This window comes from Vibrio sp. S234-5 (assembly GCF_000960595.1).
In the GTDB taxonomy this organism is placed as follows: domain Bacteria; phylum Pseudomonadota; class Gammaproteobacteria; order Enterobacterales; family Vibrionaceae; genus Vibrio.
In genome coordinates this window covers 59,375-81,213 of sequence record NZ_JZAM01000228.1, presented here as the reverse complement: position 1 = coordinate 81,213, position 21,839 = coordinate 59,375, and the positions used below count along the sequence as shown (strand labels likewise).

Sequence of the window (21,839 nt, the reverse complement as noted above, 5' to 3'; positions counted from 1 at the left end):
TCTGGACAAAGCCGATGCTGTCTGCCTTTATTCTTTCTCTTCTCCCTGATTTTCTTGTAACTCTTCTCTACGCGGTTCGCGCCTTTCCCACTGCTATTCCCTTTCTTTCTCATGCAAAGCGACAAGTAGGAGCATTTGATGGACGGCCAAAAAAGCGGTTACATGAAATGATGAAATGATGAAATGATGAAGAGATAAGGATTGAAGATTGGCGCTGTTAAGCTATTTTAGGCGAGAAAGCAAAAGAGAGAGCCGAAGCTCTCTCTTTCTAGGTGTATGGTCGGACTGAGAGGATTTGAACCTCCGACCCCCGACACCCCATGACGGTGCGCTACCAAGCTGCGCTACAGTCCGATGGCGTCTACTCTAATCGGAAGTTCTGGTTAGGTCAACACTTTGTTTCACAACAATAAAAGCTCGTTGATAGAATGACCAGTTTGCGCATTTAATGGCCAGAAAAAGTGAGCCACAATATTGAGCGCCGTAATGGCAAAGTTAATCACGTACGCGTTTAAAGATGATCGAGGTGTTAATGCCACCAAAAGCAAAGTTGTTGCTCATCAGATACTCGATATCCATCTCGCGCCCGTTGCCTGTGATGTAATCGAGATCGCCGCATTCGGGGTCGAGATTGTTGAGGTTGAGAGTGGGGTTAAACCAACCGCTGTTCATCATCTCAATCGCGATCCAAGCTTCAATTGCGCCGCAAGCGCCCAACGTGTGGCCAAAGTAACTCTTTAGTGAACTGATAGGCACCTTGCCGACGGCATTTTGTGTGGCGTTGCTTTCGGCAATGTCACCTCTGTCGGTGGCGGTGCCGTGGGCCGACACGTAGCCGATGTGTTTCGGATGTAGATTGGCGTTTTGCAGTGCCATCTCCATGCAGATTTGCATCGTTTCCATTTGTGGCTGAGTGACGTGCGCCGCATCGCAATTGCTGGCGAAACCGATAATTTCTGCGTAGATCTTCGCCCCTCGAGCCACCGCATGTTCATACTCTTCCAGCACCAGTGTTCCCGCGCCTTCGCCAATCACCAGCCCGTCACGATCTTTGTCGTAAGGGCTCGGCGTGGTTTTCGGTGCATCGTTTTTCAGACTGGTGGCAAAAAGGGTGTCAAAAACGGCGGATTCTGTCGGGCATAACTCTTCTGCTCCACCTGCGACCATGACGGTTTGGTAACCGTGCTTGATGGCCTCATACGCATAGCCAATCGCTTGGCTACCTGACGTGCAGGCGCTGCTGGTGGGAATCACTCGGCCCCGTAAACCGAAAAACAGCCCAACGTTGACTGCGGTGGTGTGTGGCATCATCTGTACATAAGTGGTCGCGGTGATCGCTTTGGTGGTTTTATCGTTGAGCATCACGCCGAAAGCACCGATCGCATCGGTAGAGCCAGTTGATGACCCATACGCGATACCGGTTTGGCCATTGGTTAGCACCTTATGACCTATTAAGCCTGCTTGCTTGAGCGCATTTTCCGTTGCGACGGTGGCGAGCTTGGAGACGCGCCCCATGCCGCGTACCTGCTTGCGTTTATAGTGCGATGGGAGTTCAAAATCGACCACGGGGGCGGCGAGTTTTGTGTTTAGCCCTTCATATTGCGCGTAGTTTTCCATGTAGCGCGTGGCATTTTCTAAGGCTTTGAGACGCGGCTCAACGCAGGCCCAATCATGACCAAACGCGGTCACACCAGACATGCCAGTGACAACGACTCTGCGGTTCATATTAAACCTCCGTTGACCGAAATCACTTGGCGGGTAACATACCCGGCGATGTCGGACATCAGATAGCTGACCAAACCAGCAATCTCTTCAGGTTGCCCCATACGGCGCATCGGCACTTGCGGTAATGCATGTTCTTTGACGTGTTCATCGACCATACCTGTATCGATTAAGCCGGGCGCAACACAGTTAACGGTGATTTTGCGTTTCGCCAGTTCAAGTGCCAGCGATTTGGTTGCGCCAATCACACCCGCTTTTGCCGCTGCATAGTTGGTTTGGCCACGGTTGCCCATCAAGCCAGACACCGATGCCAGCGTGACGATGCGTCCACCTTGACGCTTTTGCACCATCGGCATGACGCATGGGTGCAGCACGTTGTAGAAACTGTCGAGATTGGTGTGGATCACGCCATCCCATTCTGCCTCTGTCATCGCTGGAAACGCAGTATCGCGTGTGATACCGGCATTGTTGACCACGCCATAATATGCGCCGTGAGCGGCGATGTCGCCTTCAAGCTGTTCTCGGCATTGGGTGCGATTACTGATGTCAAACTGGATTAAACGGCCTGTGCCGCCCTGTGCCTGAATGGCTGCTAAGGTTTCTTCAGCGCCGTTTTTATCTCCCATGTAATGAACGGCGACGGAAAACCCATCTTTTGCCAATTGAATCGCAATGGCTTTACCAATTCCTTTACTGGCCCCGGTGACTAACACTTGTCGGGTCATTGTTGACTCCTGATTTTCATTTCTTGTAATTTTTCTTCGGTTGGTACGTAAACATTCAACTGGCATTGTGCAAGCAATTGGCCAGCCAGTTCGATTTGACCGCTAAAGACGGCCATACCGCTGTCTTGCATGATTTGTTCGGCGAAAATATCCAGCGTTTGGCCCTGGAGGAAAAGATCGCAATGGGCTTGATAACGGCGGCTGCCGAGTAAGAAACCGATCGGTGGTTGTTCGCCTTTCTGCAGTGCATGATAACCAGACCAAGCGGCAATCGACTGAGCCATAAATTCAATGCCGACGTAAGCGGGAATGCTGCATGTTTCGCTGTCAAAAAAGACATTGTGTTCACCAATGTCTACTTGGCAGTGAATGCGAGTTGGCTGTACGTCTATCGCGCGATCAATCAAAATCATCGGCGCATCGTGTGGCAGCAGAGTGGCGATGTCAGCAAGGTTATTCATGAGTGAGTCCAAAAATTAGCGCAATGTTGTTGCCACCAAAGGCGAATGAGTTGCTTAAAATCGCTTTCTTCTTAAGCTTGGTAGGCGTTTCCACCAAGCGGATTGCAATATCTTCTGCTTTGTTCTGGCATCCTTGCTGCGGCAAATCCAGATCGTATTTGAGGATGTTCCAAGCGATAGCCGCTTCTACCGCGCTGGCGGCGCCCAAGGTATGACCGGTGAGATGCTTGGTTGAGCTGACGGGCACTTTGTCACCAAATACACGATAGATGGCTTTGCTTTCCATGCTGTCGTTGAGTGGGGTAGCAGTACCGTGTGCGTTGACATAGCCAATATCCTCGGCAGAAAGATGGGCATCGAGCAGTGCCTTTTGCATCGCTTCTTCAGCGCCGTTGCCTTGAGGATGAGGTGCGGAAATATGGTGCGCATCTGAGCTGTCGCCGCAGCCAAGCAGAGCGACATCACTGGATTCTAAGCTCAGCAACATAAAAGCCGCTGCTTCGCCGATATTAATCCCATCGCGATCGGCACTAAAGGGCTGACAATGCTGGTTTGACAATGCTTCTAAACCGTTAAAACCGTTGAGGGTTAGACGGCACAGGGTGTCTACGCCGCCGACAATCACAGCATCGGCCATACCCGTTTGCAACAAGCGTTTGGCCGAGATAAACACGCGGCCGCTGGATGAACAAGCGGTCGAGATGGCGTAGCTTGGGCCTGTGAGGGCGAAATAGTCGGCGACAAAATCACTGACGTTGCCGAGTTCTTGTTTTCGGTAGTGAAAACTGTGAGGAAATGCACCGCTTTGGATCTTCTCTCGATAGGCGATTTCACCGTCGGCAATGCCGGAGGTGCTTGAGCCGATGACAACCGCGATACGATGACAGCCAAAGCGCTGCTTGGCTTGCTCGACTTGCGCTGCAATTTGTTTTAACGCTGAGAGCGCTAGACGGTTGTTGCGTGTGTCATAATCCGTCAGTTGCAGCGGCATGTCAGGCAAAGGTTGGGTCACTTTTCCGACGACCGTTGCGGTTTGAGTGTTGAGCAGCGAAGGCTCAACGATCATTTGTTCGCTGCGGTTTAGCGCTAGGCATTGATGGATCTGCTCTGGGGTTGAACCTAATGCAGAATGAAAGCCACAGCCATGAATATAAATGGGTTGAAAAGAGTGCGAATTCATTTGGCTTATTACAGTTAGGGTTGTGTTATCTGGTAGTTGAGCGTCTCAATGGTAATACTGTAGTGATTTTGCACCGAGTAAAAATGGACAGTGCCGTCAAAACCGCGGCCATTCTCATACTCAATCTGGAGCGTCTCTTTCCCGTTATTATCAATGATGGTGCGCTGATTGGTGCTATCAATAAGTTGCCACTTTACCTGATTTAGCGGTGCTTCCCAAGCTTGTTGCGGCCAGAGCGTGATCATCAGATTAAAAAGAACCTGCTCCGGCTGCGGTAGGGTATTTTCTAACCCGCTTAAGACTTGCGTTTCTATCTCGCCATCTTGATAAGTTAGTGAGAGCAGCCGTGTTCCCCACGACGAGAAACCCGCCAACACCACTTTATTCGCATCGACTTGCAACTGTACAGGAAGCTGCTGGGTCTGCTGGCCTTGTTCTGCCTGCCACGTGGCCGTGATGAGCTGAGTGGCGCTGATATGTTGGCCCAGTTCACTTGGTGAGGGTAAGGTGACCTTGACCTCTGGCGTTATCTGCACTGTTGAAAGTGGAGCAGACGGTGTCAGAGCGCATCCTTGCAGCACAAAGCTGACGATGGCCAAAAGCCATAAGCGTGAAAGCGTCACGATGATTTTCCTTTGTTGTCAATCGCCATTGGTGCCAGAAGCCATGCGACAAAAATGCCACTTAGGACCGTTAGGCCAAAACTGTGAATGGCGTGTGTGGCACTCAGTGCTAGCAGGCCAAACGACAGCAGGGTGGTGATGGCGGAGAGTGTCACCGCGAGCAAGGTGCTGTGACTTGCTTGTTGCTCGGCAAAAAACAAGGTGTAGTCGATACCAATGCCAATCACCAACACCAGCGCAAGCAGGTTAAACAGATTGAGTGTGGAGCCAGTGAACACAGATACTGCCAGACCAGCAAGGCAGGCGATGAGACATGGTAGAACGATGCGCACGCTGTGTCGCACTCCGTAGCGCCAACTGAGTAAGCTGAAGATAACCAGCAGAGCGGCGCCGATGAGTTCCATCACTTTGAGGCGATACTGGCTAAGCAGCTGCGAGATATCTTCTGTTTTGTTGAGATAAAGGATTTCGGCATCTTGCTCGGCAAACTGTTTGATTGCGCTTGAATCACTGACTTCTTTGAGCAAAATTGCGGCAGAAACCTTTTCGTCGATCAGCCCAAGATACATAAAACGCACCGGCTCGGAGACGGGAGATTGCAGATAATCTTGTAAAAAGACCGGATCAAAAGCCGCATCGAAGCTGGCGACCTGCTTGAGCCCCAAACTTTGGCTCAGTGAGCCGGAAAACCCCTGATAAAGCGCTTTGATTAACTGATAATCCTGCTGCTGCTGGGTGACCGAATGGATCGTTTGTGCAAGGCTTTGATGAGCAGAAATGAGCCCCTTATGTTGCCAATCGGCCAGCGTGGGTTCCAGTGACTCTAAGCGCTGCAGCAGTTTTTCGTTGTTCTCGGCGCGAACAAGCAACATTTGCTGTGAGGCGTGCACGCCAGTGAGCTGTGCGATGACACTCTCTTGGCTCTTGAGCTGTGGCGGCAGTGCTTGCAACTGGCGGATATCATCGTCGTAACGGATCTGGGTAACGGCGAGTAGGCTGGCTAGGGCAATAGCTGCGGGAAGATAAACAGCGACGCGTTTTTGTTGCCAGCAGGCAAGCCAAGCCTGCCAGAGAGCAAGGCCCGGTAAAGAGCGTTCTTTTGATGGGCGCGCAGCCAGCCAGGGATACCAAGCGACAACGGTTAAGTAGGCAGCAAGAAGGCCTGTTGCGGAGAAAAGCGCAAGCTGCTGTAAACCGGGAAAAGGCGCAATCAGTAAGCCCAAATACCCAATTAAACTGGTGATCAAACCTAAGGTGATGGCGGCAAAAATGTGTTGCAGCCCCGAGATGCTGTGCCACTTTCTGCCAGCGGCTAAGCGGTCAGTGAGGTAGTGAAACGCGTAGTCAATCGAAACGCCAATCAGGCTGGCACCAAAGACCAAACTGAACAGATGAACTTTGCCAAACAGCCACAAGGTGACACAAAACGCCACCAGTAGCCCGATAGTGATAGACAGCAGGGCGAGTAGCAGTGGGGTGGCGCTACGAAACACCCAAAGCATCAATAGTACAATGCCTGCAAGCGATGCCATGCCAATGGTGCTGATCTCTTGCTTGGCGCTTTGAGTGCCAAAATCGGCGTAAAACAGCACCCCCGTATGGTAAAACTCACTACCCGTCTGAGTCGACAGTTGCTGTTGCCACTGTGAAATCTGCGCGACCGCGCGTTGGGCATCCAAACTGTACGGCGAATCGGCTAATTGTGCGCTGAGCAACACATAGGTGGTGTGATCTTTCTCCAGGGTGAGGAATCCATCGCGTACCTTAAACGTGCCCGCGCGCTGTGAGAGCTCATTGAGATAATCACGAAACATCAGAAAAGGATCGTTAGCGAGCTCAGTGCCAGTCACGCCGGAAAAGGGGTTATACAACGACTGAATCACGTATTGCACTTGCTGCTGGGGTTGTTCATTGAGCCTTTGTCGCTGCTGTGCAGTGAGAAACTGAAAGCGATGAGTGAAATAGTAGTTGGCCCACTGCTGCTGAGCGTTGGCATCAATCTCGCCAATCACTTGATGGAAATAGCCGCTTTGTTGCAGCTTTTCCGCCAGTTGGCGACTGGCTAAAAAAGCAGAGGAGGCGTCTTGGTTAGCCACCACAAACACCACCTGTTTGCCCATCGAATCAGCCATGTGCGAGAAGGCTTGTTCGGCCACGGGATTTTGTTTGTCTTGTGGCAAAAGCTTGAGAATATCCGTTTCGATCGGGGCGCTTGCGCTTTGGTTCCACAGTTTCAGCAGTAGAATGAGCGCGGCGATCACGAGTGCAAGCCAGCCAAAGGCGAAGAGAGGAGATTTAAAACGCAAACTGCTGCTGCTCCGTGCTGGTCAATTGAGCGGGTTGATGGCTGTGTGCTTGGAAATGTATTTCGCTGCGATCGCCACGTTTTTCCAGCAGTTCAATCTGCTCTATCTCATCTTCGCCCTGCAAAACAATACGCTCAAACACCGCATTTAAAGGGGCGGATTTTGGCGCTAAGGTCAGCGTCCATTTGGCATCATCGGTGCTGAGTGACAGGTCAAACTCGTTTTGTAAGGCGTTGGTATCGCCATGAAATACGGCTAAAAAAATCCGGCTGAAGTAAAATGCCATCGGATTTTGTGCCGACGTGATCACCTCTGGCGCTTGACCAGCAATACTCTGCCTGAGTTTATCTTGTGTCAGCACCAAATTGACCGGAAACGGCGCTGTTTGTTGCCACAGCAAACCGTGCTGCTTATCCAACACAAACTGACCTTGCGAGCTGAGGGGCTGGGCAAACATCTGCAAATGGCGAAGCTGGGTAAACTGGCCGCGCACCAGAGCATGACTAGAGAGCTGCTTTTGCAGCGAATCTAGGTTGTCCACCTTGGCAAAGGTGACGAAAGAGAACAGGCTTAGCAGTAGACAAAGCGGTTTTTTCAAGCGGTTTAGCATTGATATTTTCCATGCTGATGCCACTGTGCCACACGCTCAAGGAGTGCCGCTGGCGAGGCAAGGCGCATCTCTTTGTCTTCAATCCCCACCGCCACTTGGGTGGTGTGGCCTTTTGTCATGCGTTGACCAGTCTGAGCATCGTAGATTTCATAGTGGACACGCAGCCGATTTTCCCATTCCGTCAGGCGGGCTTTGACCCGAATCGGATGATTAAACGCAATGGCTCGGACATACTTTACCTGAACATCAATCACTGGCCACATAAAGCCCGATTCGGTCATTTTGAGATAGCCGTAATCGATTTTCTCCATCATTACCCGGCGAGCTTCTTCAAAAAAGCGAAAATAGTTACCGTGATAAATCACGCCCATCGGATCGGCGTCTTGAAAGGAGGTGACCAACGTCACCTCCGCTTCCAGAGGGTAAAGTATGTCTGTCATAGAACCTCTTAATACAATGACCAGTGGCGCTGTTGAATACGCGTGATAAAGTGGCGCAGGTCCTTCTCTAGCGGGCGATCTTCGCTTACAAAATCAAACTCTTCCAACACGTGAGCGCACATCGCACGCAGTTGGTCGCTCATATGTTGCTGGTTCAACTCACCGCGACGACGACGAATTTCGATCGCTTGTGTGGCGGCAAGCAACGAGGCTGCGGCCACTTGTTCCGTCAGCTCCAGTACACGTAGACAATCGCGCGCGGCGATAGTGCCCATGCTCACTTTGTCTTGGTTGTGACATTCAGTTGAACGTGAGAACACGCTGGCTGGCATGGTGTGCTTCAGTGCTTCTGCTGTCCAAGCGGAAATGCCGATCTGCACCGCTTTAAAACCGTGGTTGATCGGTTTGCGCTCGCCTTCAGCACCACTTAGGTTAAATGGTAGGCCGTTATTGAACTTATAGTCCATTAACTGCGCCATTTGTCTGTCCAGCAGATCCGCCAAGTTGGCAATCGCCGTTTTTAGCGTGTCCATCGCCATAGCGATGTGGCCGCCGTAGAAATGGCCGCCGTGCAGAACGCGTTCATTGTCGCCATCGATGATGGGGTTGTCATTGGCGCTGTTGAGCTCGTTTTCGATCAATTGGCGCAGCCAAGGCAGGGCGTCTTGCACCATGCCAATCACATGTGGCGCACAGCGCAGCGAGTAGCGATCTTGCAGACGGTCACTGTTACGCGGCGGTTGTTCAGCCTTAAGATCGGCACGCAGCCACGCCGCGATCTGTTGCTGACCTGGGTGCGGTTTGACGGCAAAAAGGGCTTCATCGAAATGGAAGTCATTGCCTTGCATGCCAACCGAAACCATCGCGGTGATTTTGCTTATAAGCTGAGTGAGATATTCGGCCCGTTTAAACGCTAGACAAGCGAGTGCGGTCATGACCGAGGTGCCGTTCATCAGCGCCAAACCTTCTTTTGGCCGCAGCTTAATAGGCTGGATCCCCAGCTCAGCAAACACCTCCGCGGTGGCACGTTCTTGGCCGCGATATAACACTTCGCGCTCGCCAATCAAGGCCGCTGCAAGATAGGAGAGCGGCGTGAGATCGCCACTAGCGCCGACCGAACCTTCTTCTGGGATGCGCGGGGCGATGTCGTGATTGATCAGCGTGACAATCTGCTTGAGTAGCTCGTGACTCACGCCAGAAACACCTTGCGCGAGTGAGCAAAGCCGTGTCGCCAGTACCGCGCGCGCTTGTTCATGAGTGAGTACTTTGCCAAGGCCGCAGCCGTGAAAGCGAGTTAAGTGCAGCGGAAGCTCTTCAACCAGTTGGCTTGGAATTGCCACAGTACAAGAGTCACCATATCCGGTGGTGACACCGTAGATAACGCCTTCTTCTTTGAGTAACTTCTCTAAAAAAGCCACGCCACGGTCGATTTTGGCGTTGAACTGGGCTGAGTCATTTAAGCGGGCTTTTGCCCCCTGTGCAATTGCGCTGACGTCTTCAATCGTCAGGCGTCCCTGCCCAAAGGTGATGTTATGTTCTGTTTGCGTTGTCATGTTGCTGATCTGTCAGGTTCCAAAAATCGAAAAAGTTATACCACTGCAAAGGAGCTTGCAGCGTGTAATGTTCTAAGCGTTGCGCGTATTGTTGCACAACCATTTCTAAAGCGGCCTGTCTCTCTTTGCGAGGCAGAACAATTTTGTCGCTAAAATGCTCGAAATAGACATCAAAATGCGCTGTGGAACTGGTGTCATCCCGTAAACCAAACAACAAATAAACCGGTGCTTTTAAGATGGACGCCAGCATAAATGGCCCCTGAGGGAAAGGTGCTGGCTTGCCGAGAAAATCGGCCCAGACCGCTCGGCTCTCTTTGCTGGTGGAGGTGCGGTCGCCGACAATCACTATCCACTCACCTTGCTCAATTTTCTGTTGCAGCAAGATAGCGGTGTCCGGCCCTAACGAACTTACTTGGATCAAGTTCAGCTCCGAGCTCGGATTCACCGCTTTCATCACTGCGTTAAAGCGCTCGGCATGCTCAGTGAACACCAGCGCATTGATCTTGACGTCAGTATGGCGTCGCCCCAGTGCGCGACACAGCTCAAGGTTGCCTAAATGTGAGCCTAAGATCACCACGCCCTGCTTATTCGCGACCATTTGGTCGAACTGTTGTTGGCCGTGAATAGTAAGATTGTGCGCTGAAAAGTCACCTTTCCACGCGGCCAGTTTGTCGAGCATGGTGTGACCAAACGAGAGCAAATGATTGTAACTGGTGAGGTGGTCGGGTAGCTCGATCTGCTTGTCACTGGCGTAGTGTTGCAACTGGGCCAAATAGGTTTGCGAGGCGCTTTTTGCCTGCTTGCCTGTGGCATGGTAGTAGCCGATCACTAAACGCAAAATTAGGTTGAAAGTCGGCCTGCCAAGCAGAGTGTAAATCGCCAGCAGCAGCTTAATCCCGAGCACGGTGCCTTTTTCCTGCTGTTTGGACCAATGGGTTCTTAGTTGCGAATTGGGCTTTTTTCGGCCTAGAAGTTTGGGAATACGCGGCAACATGCCGAAAAATAGCCGAGTGTGCATCCAACTGATTTTGACATTGTCCCACAGCGCATCGAAGTGGGAGATGCCGCCTTCGGGGTAAATGACCCGAGTTTCGATAAACTCAATGTCGCTCCCTTCCCAGTACATCCGCACTAAGATCTCGATATCAAAATCCATCCGACTGCCAATTCGGTACTTATTGAGCACGCTGACGGTTTTCGCCACCGGGTAGGCGCGAAAACCGCACATGCTGTCTTCGATGGCCAAGGATAAGGTTTCAATCCATACCCAAACGTGCGTCACGTAGCGTCCATAGAGTCGAGATTTAGGCACGCTCGCATCGTAAATCGGCTTGCCGGAGATGAGGCGCTCGGGATGCCTTTGAGACGTTTCAAGCAGTTTTGGCAGAGCTTGAATATCATGCTGCCCATCGGAGTCAATCTGGATAGCATGAGTAAAACCGAGTTTATTGGCATGGCGAATCCCCGCCATGACTGCGCCACCTTTGCCTTGGTTGTGCGCCAGCCTGACCAAATGAACATTGTCGCGCTTTGCTTGCCGCTCAAGTTGCTGCTGTGTAATGAGGTTACTGCCGTCATCAACCAAAATAATCGGCAGTTGGTATGGCAGTAGGGCATCAATGACCTGACCAACGGTGCTACCGTGGTTGTAGCATGGGATCAAAAAGCAAGCGTGGTAATTACTCACTAGGGTTCCCCAACTTCATTTTTCCAGTAGAGTGATTGACCACTGTGCCATTTCGTTGTGACGTGTAGGCAAACTGCAATTTTTGTTTTTCGTCATCCCATTTGAGCTGTAGCGACACTTCGCTATCTGGCAGAATCGGTTCTTGGAATTTGATCACTTCCATGCCTTTAAAGGAAGGTGGCGTATGCAAAAACTCCTTGGCATAAGCGACCGCCCAATCAATTTGGGTCACGCCCGGCAACAACGGAAAATGACTAAAGTGACCGGAAAAGTCCAGTATGTCGTGATCAACACGCAAATGCAGTGTGGCTTGGTTTTGTTCGACCATAACGGATAACAGCGTTGGCTTTCTTTTTGGGGTCATGATGTTCTATTTTTTGTCATTAATTGGACTGAAAAAGCATCTCGATTTCGTTGTTCAGCCGTTTTCCTTGGCTGTTGAGTGGAATGTGTTCCACTAGGCGATAGCGCCGAGGTACGGCAATCGGCTCTAGCCACTGGCGCAGCTCAGCGCGCAACTGCAACCAGAATTTGCCTTTGCCGATATCTTCTATCTGTTGTTTGCCTGTCTGATTTAAGACCAGCGCGGCGACCAGTACTAAGCGATCATTTTCCTGCATCGGTATGACTGCGCTTTCGCTGATCCATGCTAACTGCTCAAGACGCTTTTCCACTTCGACTAACGAAACGCGTTTCTCTTCGATTTTAATCACGCGGTCAGTGCGTCCTTTGAGGATAAATTGTCGCTCACCGAGCAACTCACATTCATCGGCGGTCTGATACCAGTGGTGCGGATCGATATGCGGAGAACGTAAACGTAAGCATCGTTCTTCATTGAGCATAACCTCAACGCCGGGGAACAGCGTCCACGGTTGCTGGTCGCAAACCTGCTGGCGATAGGCAATTCCGCCCGTTTCGGTGCTGCCAAACACTTCAATCGGCCACTGAGTAAACAACTGTTGCGCATCGTGGGCGGCCTGAAAACTCAGTGGTCCGCCGGATGAGAAAATAGCCGCGAAAGCGCCAGTCTGATGCTCCTGACCCAAACGTTTTAAGAGCGCAGGGCTACTGATCAGCGCGACTGTCTCCCCAGCGTGGGCGATCAACTGCTCAGGATATTCCAAGTTATAGCGTGCAAACGCTCGACCTGCGCACAAAGGCCACAACAGGCGAAATAGTAAGCCATAAATATGCTGATGGGAGACAGTACTCTCAATGCGACAGTTCGTCAGTTGAGCGCCGAACAGACGCTGTAAGATCTCAATCTCGATATCAAGTTGTTTGATTGTTTTGGCGATTGCTTTTGGCACTCCACTCGAGCCAGAAGTAAATAAGGTCAGAGTGAGGTTTTCCACATCCAGCGGCTCAAACACATAGCTGGCGCTTTCCATCGACTCTGACTCAAGCAAAAGATGAGGAAGTGACGTGCTTTGCGCAATCTTATGATCGCAAAGGAGCAGATCAAACTCACTGCTGAGTTCTGTCAAAGCGGATGGCTGATAGTTACCCGGCAGAATGAGCGCTTTCTGGCTGTAACACAAGGCAAAAAAGCCCACGGCAAAGTGGTAGCTGTCCAAACAGCACAGGGCGATCTTTTTCGCCGGCTCGCGGTTGAGTCGTTGGCAAAGTGCGGCAACCTGCGCCGAGAACTGCTGCCAGTGGAGCTCTCCCTGCGCATCAAATGCGATCGGGTGATTGGGCGCTCTGCCAGTTGCCAAAAGCGTCGACAAAGAGAGAAATGGTTGAGTTTGACTCATCGAATGTTTAGTCCTTGCGAACACGTTGGCGTACGATCCACTCTCCGGCAAATAAGCTCCCCGCTGCCAAATAGCTGATCAAACCGTTGTACAGTGTCCAGACGTGCAATGGCTGAAAGCAGGTATACAGAGCGATGGCCGCGTTGCAGACAAAAAATGCGCACCACACTTTGGTGACGGTGCGCGTGTAGCGCACGCCACTTTCAGGCAGATCCGGTTGCTGTAATCTGGCCAAACGTTCAATCACCGTTTGTGGTTGAGTTAAACTGAGGGCAAAAACGGCCAGCATAGACAGGTTTATCACCACCGGATAAAAGGTCAGCCAGCCTTGCTGCTTGAAAATTGCCCCAAGCGTGACCAGAGTGACACCGACCATGCCGCTTAATACTGCCAGATGTTTCAGCTCTTTAAGCTTGGCCTGATGGCCAGAAAAGATTCTTAGCAGGAACACTGCGCCTAAAAGGAGAGCGACCACGTTAAGACCAAGCTTATCGATACCGAAGTAAACCGCAAATGGGTAAGCGAGCAATACGATTGCAGACAGAACTGTCAGCAATGTGCGCATCGGTTAGCCCTTCACGAGTTCAACAACCGCGTCCACGACATCATTGACGGTACGTACGGTTTTAAATTCCTCTGGTTGAATCTTTTTACCGGTCACTTTTTGCAAGTGGACCACAAGGTCAACCGCATCAATGCTATCTAGATCTAGGTCCTGATACAGATTGGCTTCGGGCTGGATATCATCTTCATCCAGCTCAAATAGCTCAATCAGAGCGGCTTTTACTTGCTCAAAGACTTGTTGTTGATTTACTACTGACATATCAGGGCCTACTAAATTAGTGTTCGGTTTGTGAAGAAATATAATTCGCCAAGTTAGCTACAGAGGCGAAGTGTTGACGGGTGTTATTATCATCCGCATCAATAACGATATTGTATTTCTTTTTAATGGCCAAACCGAGCTCTAATGCATCGATAGAGTCTAAGCCTAAACCATCACCAAACAGCGGTGCTTGCGTTTCGATATCATCAATCGAAATGTCTTCAAGGTTAAGGGCGTCGATGATCAGTTGTTTGATTTCGTTATGTAGTACTTCCACTGGGACCTACTTATATTGACTGATATTGTGAAAAAAACCCGAGAATGAGCGCAAAATGCCATAAGAAGGGCAAATAAGTCACTTAACTTGGGAAAATGGTCTTAGCCAGATGTTGATTTAATCTTCTAGCTGCTGACGTTGGGTTGCTAGTTTGCTCTATAAATGGTTTTACCTCAACCTTATGTTTTACCTCTATATGAAAGAAGGGTTTGGTCTCTGGCACTTGATACCACTTTTTCTCTTTTGTTAGAAAACTAGGCGTTACGGTAATGTGCACAACGCGCATATCGCGCTCAGTACGAACTGCCACTTGGGCAGCGCCGCGTTGTAAACTAGATTTTATTCCAGGTGTTGTACGGGTTCCTTCAGGAAATACCAACAATACATTTCCACGCGCAAAGCGCTGTTCACACTGGTTGAGTAATTCATCAGGGGATTTATTGGGAATATAACCAGCGCCTTTTACGACGTGCTTCATAAAAGGATTATCCCAAATCGCCGCTTTAACTAAACAATCGCATTGTGGCAACTGTGAGGCAATTAACACGTAATCAATCAAACTGGGATGATTGGCAATTATTAAACAGTTCTTATCACTGGCTAAAATATCAGCGCCGGTTATTTTGTAGTCGATCGCGCCAGTGTATTTCATCAACTTGCAAAGCAGATTGAAGGTTATTTGGATCGTGTTTTGTACGCGATATTCACGCCGCGTTTGATCTTTTTCAAGCAAGTGAATGAGAGGGATAACCACAAAACTCAGTGCTAATCCACCAATACCAAACATGGCAAAACAGAAACCCGTGGCGACAATACGCCAGTACTGACCAATTTTTCTCATCTCTGTTGCCATATCCAAGTGTGACGACGAGTGGAAACTGGCCATGTGCGAACTGAACTCGCCAGATAGTGTTGCAAAAATTGCAACGCTTGTGGGCGTGGTGTGACTGGATCCACACTAGGTGCGGCTTGACTGATGGTGAATTGCTCACCTTGGCTAATCACCAATGCAAGGGCATAACCGCGGTACGATTGTTCTTCGAACTCGGCATAATCCTCGGGCAAAGGCTCATCGAAATCCACCAATAAGACCTTTTTGTCAGGGTGTTGCTGTAAATAACAGAAGGTTTCAATTAGAGCGCTGTGGAAGGTATTTTCGCCCGCGGCGATAGAAGTCAATGGAATGGACTTTTTACTGGCGATGGTGGCCAGCCCAGCTGCGGTATTATGCACAGATTGAGAAAACGCCATGGGCGAGGCCTCTTCACCTAGTAAAATATCTTTAACTAATGCGATGCTGCGATGTAACTCTCCATGCCGACTGGAAAAAACCATATAATCTACCGAGGTTTGCGAAAGTAATTCCAGTGCGCTGTGCACCGCGTGTTTACTTAATTCGCTCATCCGCCGACGCATCATTGCTGGGATATTAGTAAATATCGTTTCGCTATTTTCGGGATATTGACCGTTCAAAGCCCAATCTTGCCAAGCTTGGCGATCATTCAGTCCAACTGAACTTGCATACCACTTTTCAATATTTAAACAGATAAAAGAGGATGAAATTGACATAGGTTGTTGATTTGTTTCCAACGGAGTTCATACTAAGGGCTTCTATTTCGTTTGAATTCAGGAGCAATATCTAGATGAACACCTTTAAAATTATAATTTCTTTTTGTTTGACGTTGTTGTTAGTTGGCTGTGGTCGTTTACAACCAATTATGGAGATACAGGATACTCCGATCAGTTATGATCTTCAAAGCAAACAAGTGAAAAGCGCGATAGTGTTAGCAGCAACAAAGCGTGGTTGGGGCATTACCGAAGTTGAACCGGGCGTTTTGACCGCAAAACTGCATCTTCGATCGCATATTGCAGAAGTCATGATCCCTTATGACACTAAATTTTATTCAATTCTTTACGTTAAATCAGAAAACCTAGATGAAGATGATGGCAAAATCCATCGCAACTACAATCGTTGGATCAATAACTTAAATGTTGATATTCAACGTCAGCTTGCGGTTACGGCTAATCAGTAACCTCTTCTTTTAACTATTAGTTAGGTTTTTTCGTGTTAAATCATAATTTAGACCCTTACAACGCTTTACAAGCAAAAACAGAGGCACAGAAACTCTCCTTTGCACCGATTTTATTTCACACCGCTCGAACGTTGAGAGATTTGAATATCCTTACGGTCCTCGACGCCGCTGGTCAGGCGGGGTTACCTGCTGTGGAGATTGCGGAAAAAACCGGCGTCTCCGAATACGGTGTCAAAGTGTTGCTGGATATGGCGTTAAGTGCACACATTGTGGTGTGGAAAAAGCCTAACTACGTGTTGGCAAACGTTGGTCATTTTTTGCTGCATGATGGCATGACCAAAGCCAACATGGATTTTACCGCGGACGTTTGTTATGCGGCGATGATGCATCTGACGGAATCGATTACCACAGGCACACCAGCAGGGTTGAAAGAGCTCGGCGACTGGAACACCATTTACGAAGGGCTTTCACGTCTACCGGAGAAAGCAAAAGAGAGCTGGTTTAAGTTCGATCACTATTACTCCGACCGTTCCTTTCCGATCCTGCTAGAGCGGGTGTTTGCCGACAAACCCCAACACATCGTAGACATTGGTGGAAACACCGGAAAATGGGCTCTTCAGTGTTGCAATTATGATCCGGATGTCAAAGTGACCATTGTCGATCTGCCACGCCAGTTAGAACTGGCGATGTCCAATGCCCGTGAGCAAGGTTTTGCTGAGCGAATATCCCCTTTCCCAGCCAATATGCTGGATAAAAATCAGCCTTTGCCGACACAAGGCGATATCTGGTGGATGAGCCAGTTTCTTGACTGCTTCTCGCCAATGGAGATTCTCAGCATTTTGACTCGCGTTAAAGAGAGCCTTCAGCCCGGAGCAGTAGTGTATATTCTTGAGCTCTTTTGTGACGCACAGAAATACGACGCCGCATCTTACAGCCTTAATGCGACCTCGCTGTACTTTACCTGTTTGGCCAATGGCAACAGCCGTTTTTACCGCAGTGACGATTTTCTGCAAATTGTCGCTGAAGCGGAGTTAGAGGTGATTGAAAGAACCGACAACATCGGTCTTGGCCACACCTTGCTAAAACTGGTCGCAAAATCACATTAAAAACTCAGGATAAAATGAGATGCAAAAGCAATCGACTCAGGTTGTGATTATCGGTGCTGGCCCATCTGGGTCGACGGCCGCTGCGCTACTGAAAGCGCAAAACATCGACGTCATTGTATTGGAAAAAGCGCTATTTCCGCGTTTTTCAATTGGTGAGAGCTTATTACCCGCTTGCATGGAAGTGATTGAACAGGCGGGTATGCTAGATGCGGTGAATCAGGCTGGTTTTCAATTTAAAAATGGTGCCGCATTTAGAAAAAACGGCGTTTACACCGAATTTGATTTTACTGACAAATTTACCCCCGGCCCAGGAACGACTTATCAAGTCCAACGCGCGACGTTTGATAAAGTGCTGGCCGATGATGCCGAACGTCAAGGGGTCGAGATTCGCTATCAACACGAAGTCACTCGCGTTGAGATGAGAGGCAACACGTCACTGCTGAGTGTGAAAGACGAGCTTGGCCAGGCTTATCAGTTAGAGGCGAATTTCCTACTGGATGCCAGCGGCTTTGGCCGGGTGCTGCCTCGCTTGCTTGACCTTGAAGAGCCCTCTTGTCTGCCACCACGCCAAGCGATTTTTACCCATATCGTTGACCATATTGATACTGGGGACATGGCGTATACCCGCGACAAAATTCTTATTTCCGTGCACCCACAACACGCCGATGTCTGGTACTGGTTGATCCCATTTTCTAACGGCGTTTGCTCTTTGGGTATCGTCGGTACGCCAGCATTTTTTGCCAACTACCCGCAAGATAAAATCTCGGCGATACAGCAGCTTGCTAGCGAAGAGCCCGGTTTGGCGAAGTTGCTTAGCCGCGCCCAATACCCCAATCCGGCTGGGGAGCTTGGCGGTTATTCGGCCAACGTGAAGCATTTGGCAACGGAACATTATGCACTGCTTGGTAACGCCGGTGAGTTTCTTGACCCAGTGTTCTCTTCTGGCGTAACCATTGCGATGAAATCAGCTCAATTCGCCAGTGCTTGTGTGGCAAAACAGCTCAATGGGGAACGGGTAGATTGGCAACGTGACTATGCGCAGCCGCTCATGGTCGGGGTGAACACTTTCCGCACCTATGTCGAAGGTTGGTACGATGGCACCTTGCAGGATGTGATTTTCTTTGAAGAGCCCAATGAACGAATTAAGCAGATGATTTCCTCCATTTTGGCCGGATATGCTTGGGATGAAGCAAACCCGTATGTCAAGGAATCGCAGCGCCGTTTAGCCTGTCTTGCTGAATTTGTCCGCCAAGAGAACGCGGCGATAAAATAAGGGTCTGCACGCAGTGCTCACTTGTCAAAAGGCTCGCTTGGGCCTTATTTGAGTGATTGTCAATGACAACAAATTATTTTGCTGAATGATTCGCGTATTTTATAAATTGTTCTTGTGTCTGAGCTGGAGATACATAAGGTGTGTGCTTTCGTTTCGTTATTGAGACACAAGCCAAAGAATATCTTAAAGGGAGTTAGGGTTAAGAATGAAAAAATGGCTTTCTACGCTGGCGTGTAGCGCCGCAACGATGGCATTGTCAGCCTCAGCGCTGGCAATGGTTCCCCCGGCACCGATTTGGCATGAGATAGTGCTGCCGGATGGTTCCAGTACTCAAATTCGCCTGCAGGGCTCGGCCCATTTTAGCTGGTTCGAAGATGAGCAAGGCAATGCTCTCATCCAGCAAGGGGATAACTGGTACTTTGCTGAAATCCAAAGTGATTCAACAGGCGCTCAACTGATTTCAACCGGAGAGCTTTTGCTTGCGGGCGCGCTAGCACCGACGCGTTCTCAATTACGCCCGCCGCTTAATTTGCCTGACGCCCTTAACACAGACAGTGCTAACCAAGTTCTCCGCTCACGCAGTTTTACCCCCAACAAAAGGCTGGCTCGCAGTGCTTTCTCTGCGCCAGCGCAGCCGTTTGAACAGCCGCTGTTGGTGGTGCAAGTTTCCTTTTCCAATGTCAACATGGTGCACGATTTTACCGAGCGAGTGTTTGGTGAGGCAGGGCAGAGCGTGGTGGATTACTACGCGAAAAACTCGGCCGGTCAGTATCAAGTCGTACCCGCGAAAGAAAGCTTTGGCACGGCGAATGATGGTGTCATTGATATTACGCTCGATCAGTTCCATCCCAGCTGCCATGATTCAGCCTGGTGTACCAACCGCCTCAACAGCATTTTTCAGGAAAGTTATCAAAAACTCGATCAATACGTCGATTTCGCCCAATACGATGTCAACGCGGATGGCACCATTGATCCCACCGAACTGTCAGTAATGTTTGTCTTCGCGGGGGGCGATCGCTCCACAGGCGTCGTCAATCGACCTTCGATCTGGCCTCACATGTATTACCACAACGACGCCCCCGTTGATGGGAAAACCATTTCTGCTTACTGTTTGTTTGGTGATTATCAAGTCGATCACCAAGCTACACTCGGGGTGATTGTCCATGAACTGGGCCATCTGATGCTTGGCCTGCCGGATCTCTATTCTTACAAACACGATGGCTCCGTTGGCCAGTGGGGTGTGATGGGGGCGGGGTCTTGGGCCATGACCCCGGATGATCAGTACGCCGGTGACACGCCAGTCAATATGAGCGCGTGGAGCAAACACGCTTCCGGCTTTGTTGCGCCGCAGGTGTTGAGTCAATCGCAAGCGGCAGTGCAAGTGGCAAACGCAGAGGCGGGGCTTATCTATCTTGACCCTTATTTGAAGGAGTTTGGCCCGCGATTGTATGTGGAAAATCGTCGCAGTGTCGATTACGACCGCGCTTTGCAGGCCGAAGGGATGCTGGTGACCTCGGTTAACGTCAACAATGCATTTAACGAAACTGGCCCAATGCAGGTGCAGATCATGCAAGCTGACGGATTGGGCGAACTGGAGCGCGGCGGTCGTGCCGACAGTGCCGACATCTACCCGGGTCTTTATGGCAATACTCAAATTTCGGACAACTCACAGCCGAATTTAACCAGCGTCGCTGGCTTTGAAACTGGCGTTAGCCTCACTGGGATTGTCAGTGGTGAGCACGCTGCGCGTTTTGATTTTGTCAAACCGCAAGATGGCGAGAAGTTCGCTTGGTTAACCAGTTTACGCCGGAGCTATGTGCAAGCGGAAGCGGGCAAAGACGCGCTGGCGTTTGAAGTGAATTTGCCCAAAGCCACCCAGATTGATGGCGTTCAACTCTATTACCAAGTGGTGAATAGCTCGCTGCCAGTTCGCTATACCGTTTCTCGCTATCCACAAAATGGGGCAAACTTTGCCAATCTGCTGTTAGACAGCAGCCAGCAAGAACGATTAGCCGAAGGGGTAGTGAGCCGCTCTGGCCGAGTGATGTTTAGTACTCCCGCAAAGCTCGCCGTTGGGACTCATACCTTGGTGGTGGAGTTGCAAAATGCCGTTTTGGAGCAAAACTATCTCTTCAGTGATTTACAGAATATGGAGCCGACGGATGAGAAAAAAGCGTGGCTCGGTAGCCGGTTAGAGAAAGAGAGCAATGGCCTGAGTAAACTGCTCGGTTACCAAACGGTGGCTTTTGCTGCGCTGTTTGATGTCGACCTCGCAAGTTTAGTCCAACCTATGGCAGATAAGGTTGAAGTTGATAAAAACGGCTCGGTGGCGTTGGATGTGATGACCAATGACAATATGGACGCGGGTTATGTGTTCCAGGCCGAACTGGTTTCGCCACCGACTAACGGCACAGTCACAAACTGGGTTTACACGCCGAAAACCAACTTTGTTGGGCAAGATCAATTGACCTATCGCTTACGTTCGACCGCTGGAAACCTTGTTTCTTCAGTGGTGACGGTCGAGATCGATGTTACGGGCAGCAACGCGGCTCCGCAAGCCAAAGCGTCAGTTGCCGAGGTTGCACTGGTCGCAGGAGCACGGATTACGCTGCTGGGTGATGCAAGCACTGATGCCGACGGTGATGAGCTGCAATATCAATGGCGACAAATATTTGGACCCCAAGTTAACTTGAACAATGCCAGCAGCAGTACTGCCGAATTTGTGGTGCCAAAAGAGGTGATAATGGGCAATACGCTGGCTTTCGCGCTAACGGTCACTGATCCAAGTGGCTTGAGCGATAGCGCCACGATTCAGCTTGAAGTGGCTAACAGTGCACCGATGGCGAAGCAAGATGCCATCAGCCTCTCCGCTGGCTCTAGTGTCGACATTATGGCGTTATCCAATGACTACGATCAGGATAACCACGTACTGACGCTCATCTCGGTATCAACCCCAGAGTTCGGTTCGGCCAGCGTAGCGAACAATCAAATTCACTACCAAGCGCCAAACAGTGTGGCGCAGGAAACTGTGGTGACGCTGGAGTACCAAATTCAGGATGCAGAAGGGGCAATTGCCAGCGGAACGGTGCTGGTAACGGTGACACCAGAGATCAATGCGACCTCGTTTACCGCCAGCTCTTCTAGCGGTTCATCCGGCGGTTCGCTTGCCGTACTACCTCTGCTATTTCTCGCGTTACTTGGGCGCAGACGCTCGCGCACCTAACTCAGCTAAAACGCGCCTTCGGGCGCGTTTTCACTTTAGG

At 50.1% G+C, this 21,839-nt stretch carries 21 protein-coding genes and 1 tRNA gene; 4 read left to right on the top strand and 18 right to left on the bottom strand.

Annotated elements, in window-relative coordinates:
• Positions 1 to 277: 277 nt before the first annotated feature.
• From UF06_RS13965 to UF06_RS13880, 18 genes are all read right to left on the bottom strand, one after another.
• Positions 278 to 354 (bottom strand) — tRNA-Pro (locus UF06_RS13965).
• A 141-nt stretch (positions 355 to 495) separates the two neighbouring features.
• Positions 496 to 1,725 (bottom strand): beta-ketoacyl-ACP synthase, encoded by a 1,230-nt coding sequence (locus UF06_RS13960; RefSeq protein WP_045570984.1) that lies wholly within the window; start codon positions 1,723 to 1,725, stop codon positions 496 to 498.
• Positions 1,722 to 2,447: a 3-ketoacyl-ACP reductase FabG2 gene (locus tag UF06_RS13955; RefSeq protein ID WP_045570983.1), complete on the bottom strand. Its 726-nt coding sequence runs from the start codon at positions 2,445 to 2,447 to the stop codon at positions 1,722 to 1,724. Before UF06_RS13955 ends, UF06_RS13960 begins: the two co-directional genes overlap by 4 nt.
• Positions 2,444 to 2,908 carry a hotdog family protein gene (locus UF06_RS13950; protein ID WP_045570982.1) on the bottom strand — a complete coding sequence of 155 codons (465 nt, stop codon included), beginning with the start codon at positions 2,906 to 2,908 and terminating at the stop codon, positions 2,444 to 2,446. Before UF06_RS13950 ends, UF06_RS13955 begins: the two co-directional genes overlap by 4 nt.
• Positions 2,901 to 4,088, bottom strand: a complete 1,188-nt coding sequence (locus tag UF06_RS13945) for a beta-ketoacyl-[acyl-carrier-protein] synthase family protein (protein WP_045570981.1) — start codon at positions 4,086 to 4,088, stop codon at positions 2,901 to 2,903. The genes UF06_RS13950 and UF06_RS13945 overlap by 8 nt, the downstream gene beginning before the upstream one ends.
• Positions 4,089 to 4,102: 14 nt before the next feature.
• The gene (locus UF06_RS13940) at positions 4,103 to 4,711 is read right to left on the bottom strand and encodes a DUF3261 domain-containing protein (RefSeq protein ID WP_242402017.1); all 609 of its coding nucleotides are present in this window, start codon (positions 4,709 to 4,711) and stop codon (positions 4,103 to 4,105) included.
• A complete protein-coding gene (locus tag UF06_RS13935; RefSeq protein WP_045570979.1) occupies positions 4,708 to 7,017 on the bottom strand; it encodes an MMPL family transporter in 2,310 nt (769 codons plus the stop codon). Before UF06_RS13935 ends, UF06_RS13940 begins: the two co-directional genes overlap by 4 nt.
• Entirely contained in the window at positions 7,007 to 7,627 is a 621-nt protein-coding gene (locus UF06_RS13930; protein ID WP_045570978.1) for an outer membrane lipoprotein carrier protein LolA, read from the bottom strand. The genes UF06_RS13935 and UF06_RS13930 overlap by 11 nt, the downstream gene beginning before the upstream one ends.
• Positions 7,621 to 8,067 (bottom strand): acyl-CoA thioesterase, encoded by a 447-nt coding sequence (locus UF06_RS13925; RefSeq protein WP_045570977.1) that lies wholly within the window; start codon positions 8,065 to 8,067, stop codon positions 7,621 to 7,623. Before UF06_RS13925 ends, UF06_RS13930 begins: the two co-directional genes overlap by 7 nt.
• Positions 8,068 to 8,075: 8 nt before the next feature.
• A complete protein-coding gene (locus UF06_RS13920; protein WP_045570976.1) occupies positions 8,076 to 9,620 on the bottom strand; it encodes an aromatic amino acid ammonia-lyase in 1,545 nt (514 codons plus the stop codon).
• Positions 9,598 to 11,307, bottom strand: coding sequence for a glycosyltransferase family 2 protein (locus UF06_RS13915; RefSeq protein WP_045570975.1), 1,710 nt, complete (start codon positions 11,305 to 11,307; stop codon positions 9,598 to 9,600). The genes UF06_RS13920 and UF06_RS13915 overlap by 23 nt, the downstream gene beginning before the upstream one ends.
• Positions 11,300 to 11,671, bottom strand: coding sequence for a 3-hydroxyacyl-ACP dehydratase (locus tag UF06_RS13910; protein WP_045570974.1), 372 nt, complete (start codon positions 11,669 to 11,671; stop codon positions 11,300 to 11,302). Before UF06_RS13910 ends, UF06_RS13915 begins: the two co-directional genes overlap by 8 nt.
• Positions 11,672 to 11,690: 19 nt before the next feature.
• Positions 11,691 to 13,064, bottom strand: a complete 1,374-nt coding sequence (locus tag UF06_RS13905) for an AMP-binding protein (protein ID WP_045570973.1) — start codon at positions 13,062 to 13,064, stop codon at positions 11,691 to 11,693.
• Between the two features lie 7 nt (positions 13,065 to 13,071).
• Positions 13,072 to 13,629, bottom strand: a complete 558-nt coding sequence (locus UF06_RS13900; protein WP_045570972.1) for a hypothetical protein — start codon at positions 13,627 to 13,629, stop codon at positions 13,072 to 13,074.
• Between the two features lie 3 nt (positions 13,630 to 13,632).
• A complete protein-coding gene (locus UF06_RS13895; protein WP_039424926.1) occupies positions 13,633 to 13,887 on the bottom strand; it encodes an acyl carrier protein in 255 nt (84 codons plus the stop codon).
• A 16-nt stretch (positions 13,888 to 13,903) separates the two neighbouring features.
• Positions 13,904 to 14,164, bottom strand: coding sequence for a phosphopantetheine-binding protein (locus UF06_RS13890; protein ID WP_045570971.1), 261 nt, complete (start codon positions 14,162 to 14,164; stop codon positions 13,904 to 13,906).
• A gap of 82 nt (positions 14,165 to 14,246) precedes the next feature.
• Positions 14,247 to 15,005 carry a lysophospholipid acyltransferase family protein gene (locus UF06_RS13885; protein WP_045570970.1) on the bottom strand — a complete coding sequence of 253 codons (759 nt, stop codon included), beginning with the start codon at positions 15,003 to 15,005 and terminating at the stop codon, positions 14,247 to 14,249.
• The gene (locus UF06_RS13880; RefSeq protein WP_045570969.1) at positions 15,002 to 15,733 is read right to left on the bottom strand and encodes a beta-ketoacyl synthase chain length factor; all 732 of its coding nucleotides are present in this window, start codon (positions 15,731 to 15,733) and stop codon (positions 15,002 to 15,004) included. Before UF06_RS13880 ends, UF06_RS13885 begins: the two co-directional genes overlap by 4 nt.
• A 74-nt stretch (positions 15,734 to 15,807) precedes the next feature.
• On the opposite strand from UF06_RS13880, the gene UF06_RS13875 reads away from it, so the two are divergent.
• The 4 genes from UF06_RS13875 (at position 15,808) to UF06_RS13860 (ending at position 21,799) form a co-directional block, all read left to right on the top strand.
• On the top strand, positions 15,808 to 16,197 hold the full coding sequence (locus UF06_RS13875; RefSeq protein WP_045570968.1) for a hypothetical protein: 390 nt from the start codon (positions 15,808 to 15,810) through the stop codon (positions 16,195 to 16,197).
• 32 nt (positions 16,198 to 16,229) lie between these two features.
• Positions 16,230 to 17,303, top strand: a complete 1,074-nt coding sequence (locus UF06_RS13870) for a class I SAM-dependent methyltransferase (protein ID WP_045570967.1) — start codon at positions 16,230 to 16,232, stop codon at positions 17,301 to 17,303.
• 19 nt (positions 17,304 to 17,322) lie between these two features.
• Positions 17,323 to 18,576: an NAD(P)/FAD-dependent oxidoreductase gene (locus UF06_RS13865; RefSeq protein ID WP_045570966.1), complete on the top strand. Its 1,254-nt coding sequence runs from the start codon at positions 17,323 to 17,325 to the stop codon at positions 18,574 to 18,576.
• Positions 18,577 to 18,781: 205 nt separating this feature from the next.
• Positions 18,782 to 21,799 carry a M6 family metalloprotease domain-containing protein gene (locus tag UF06_RS13860; protein ID WP_045570965.1) on the top strand — a complete coding sequence of 1,006 codons (3,018 nt, stop codon included), beginning with the start codon at positions 18,782 to 18,784 and terminating at the stop codon, positions 21,797 to 21,799.
• Positions 21,800 to 21,839 lie beyond the last annotated feature (40 nt).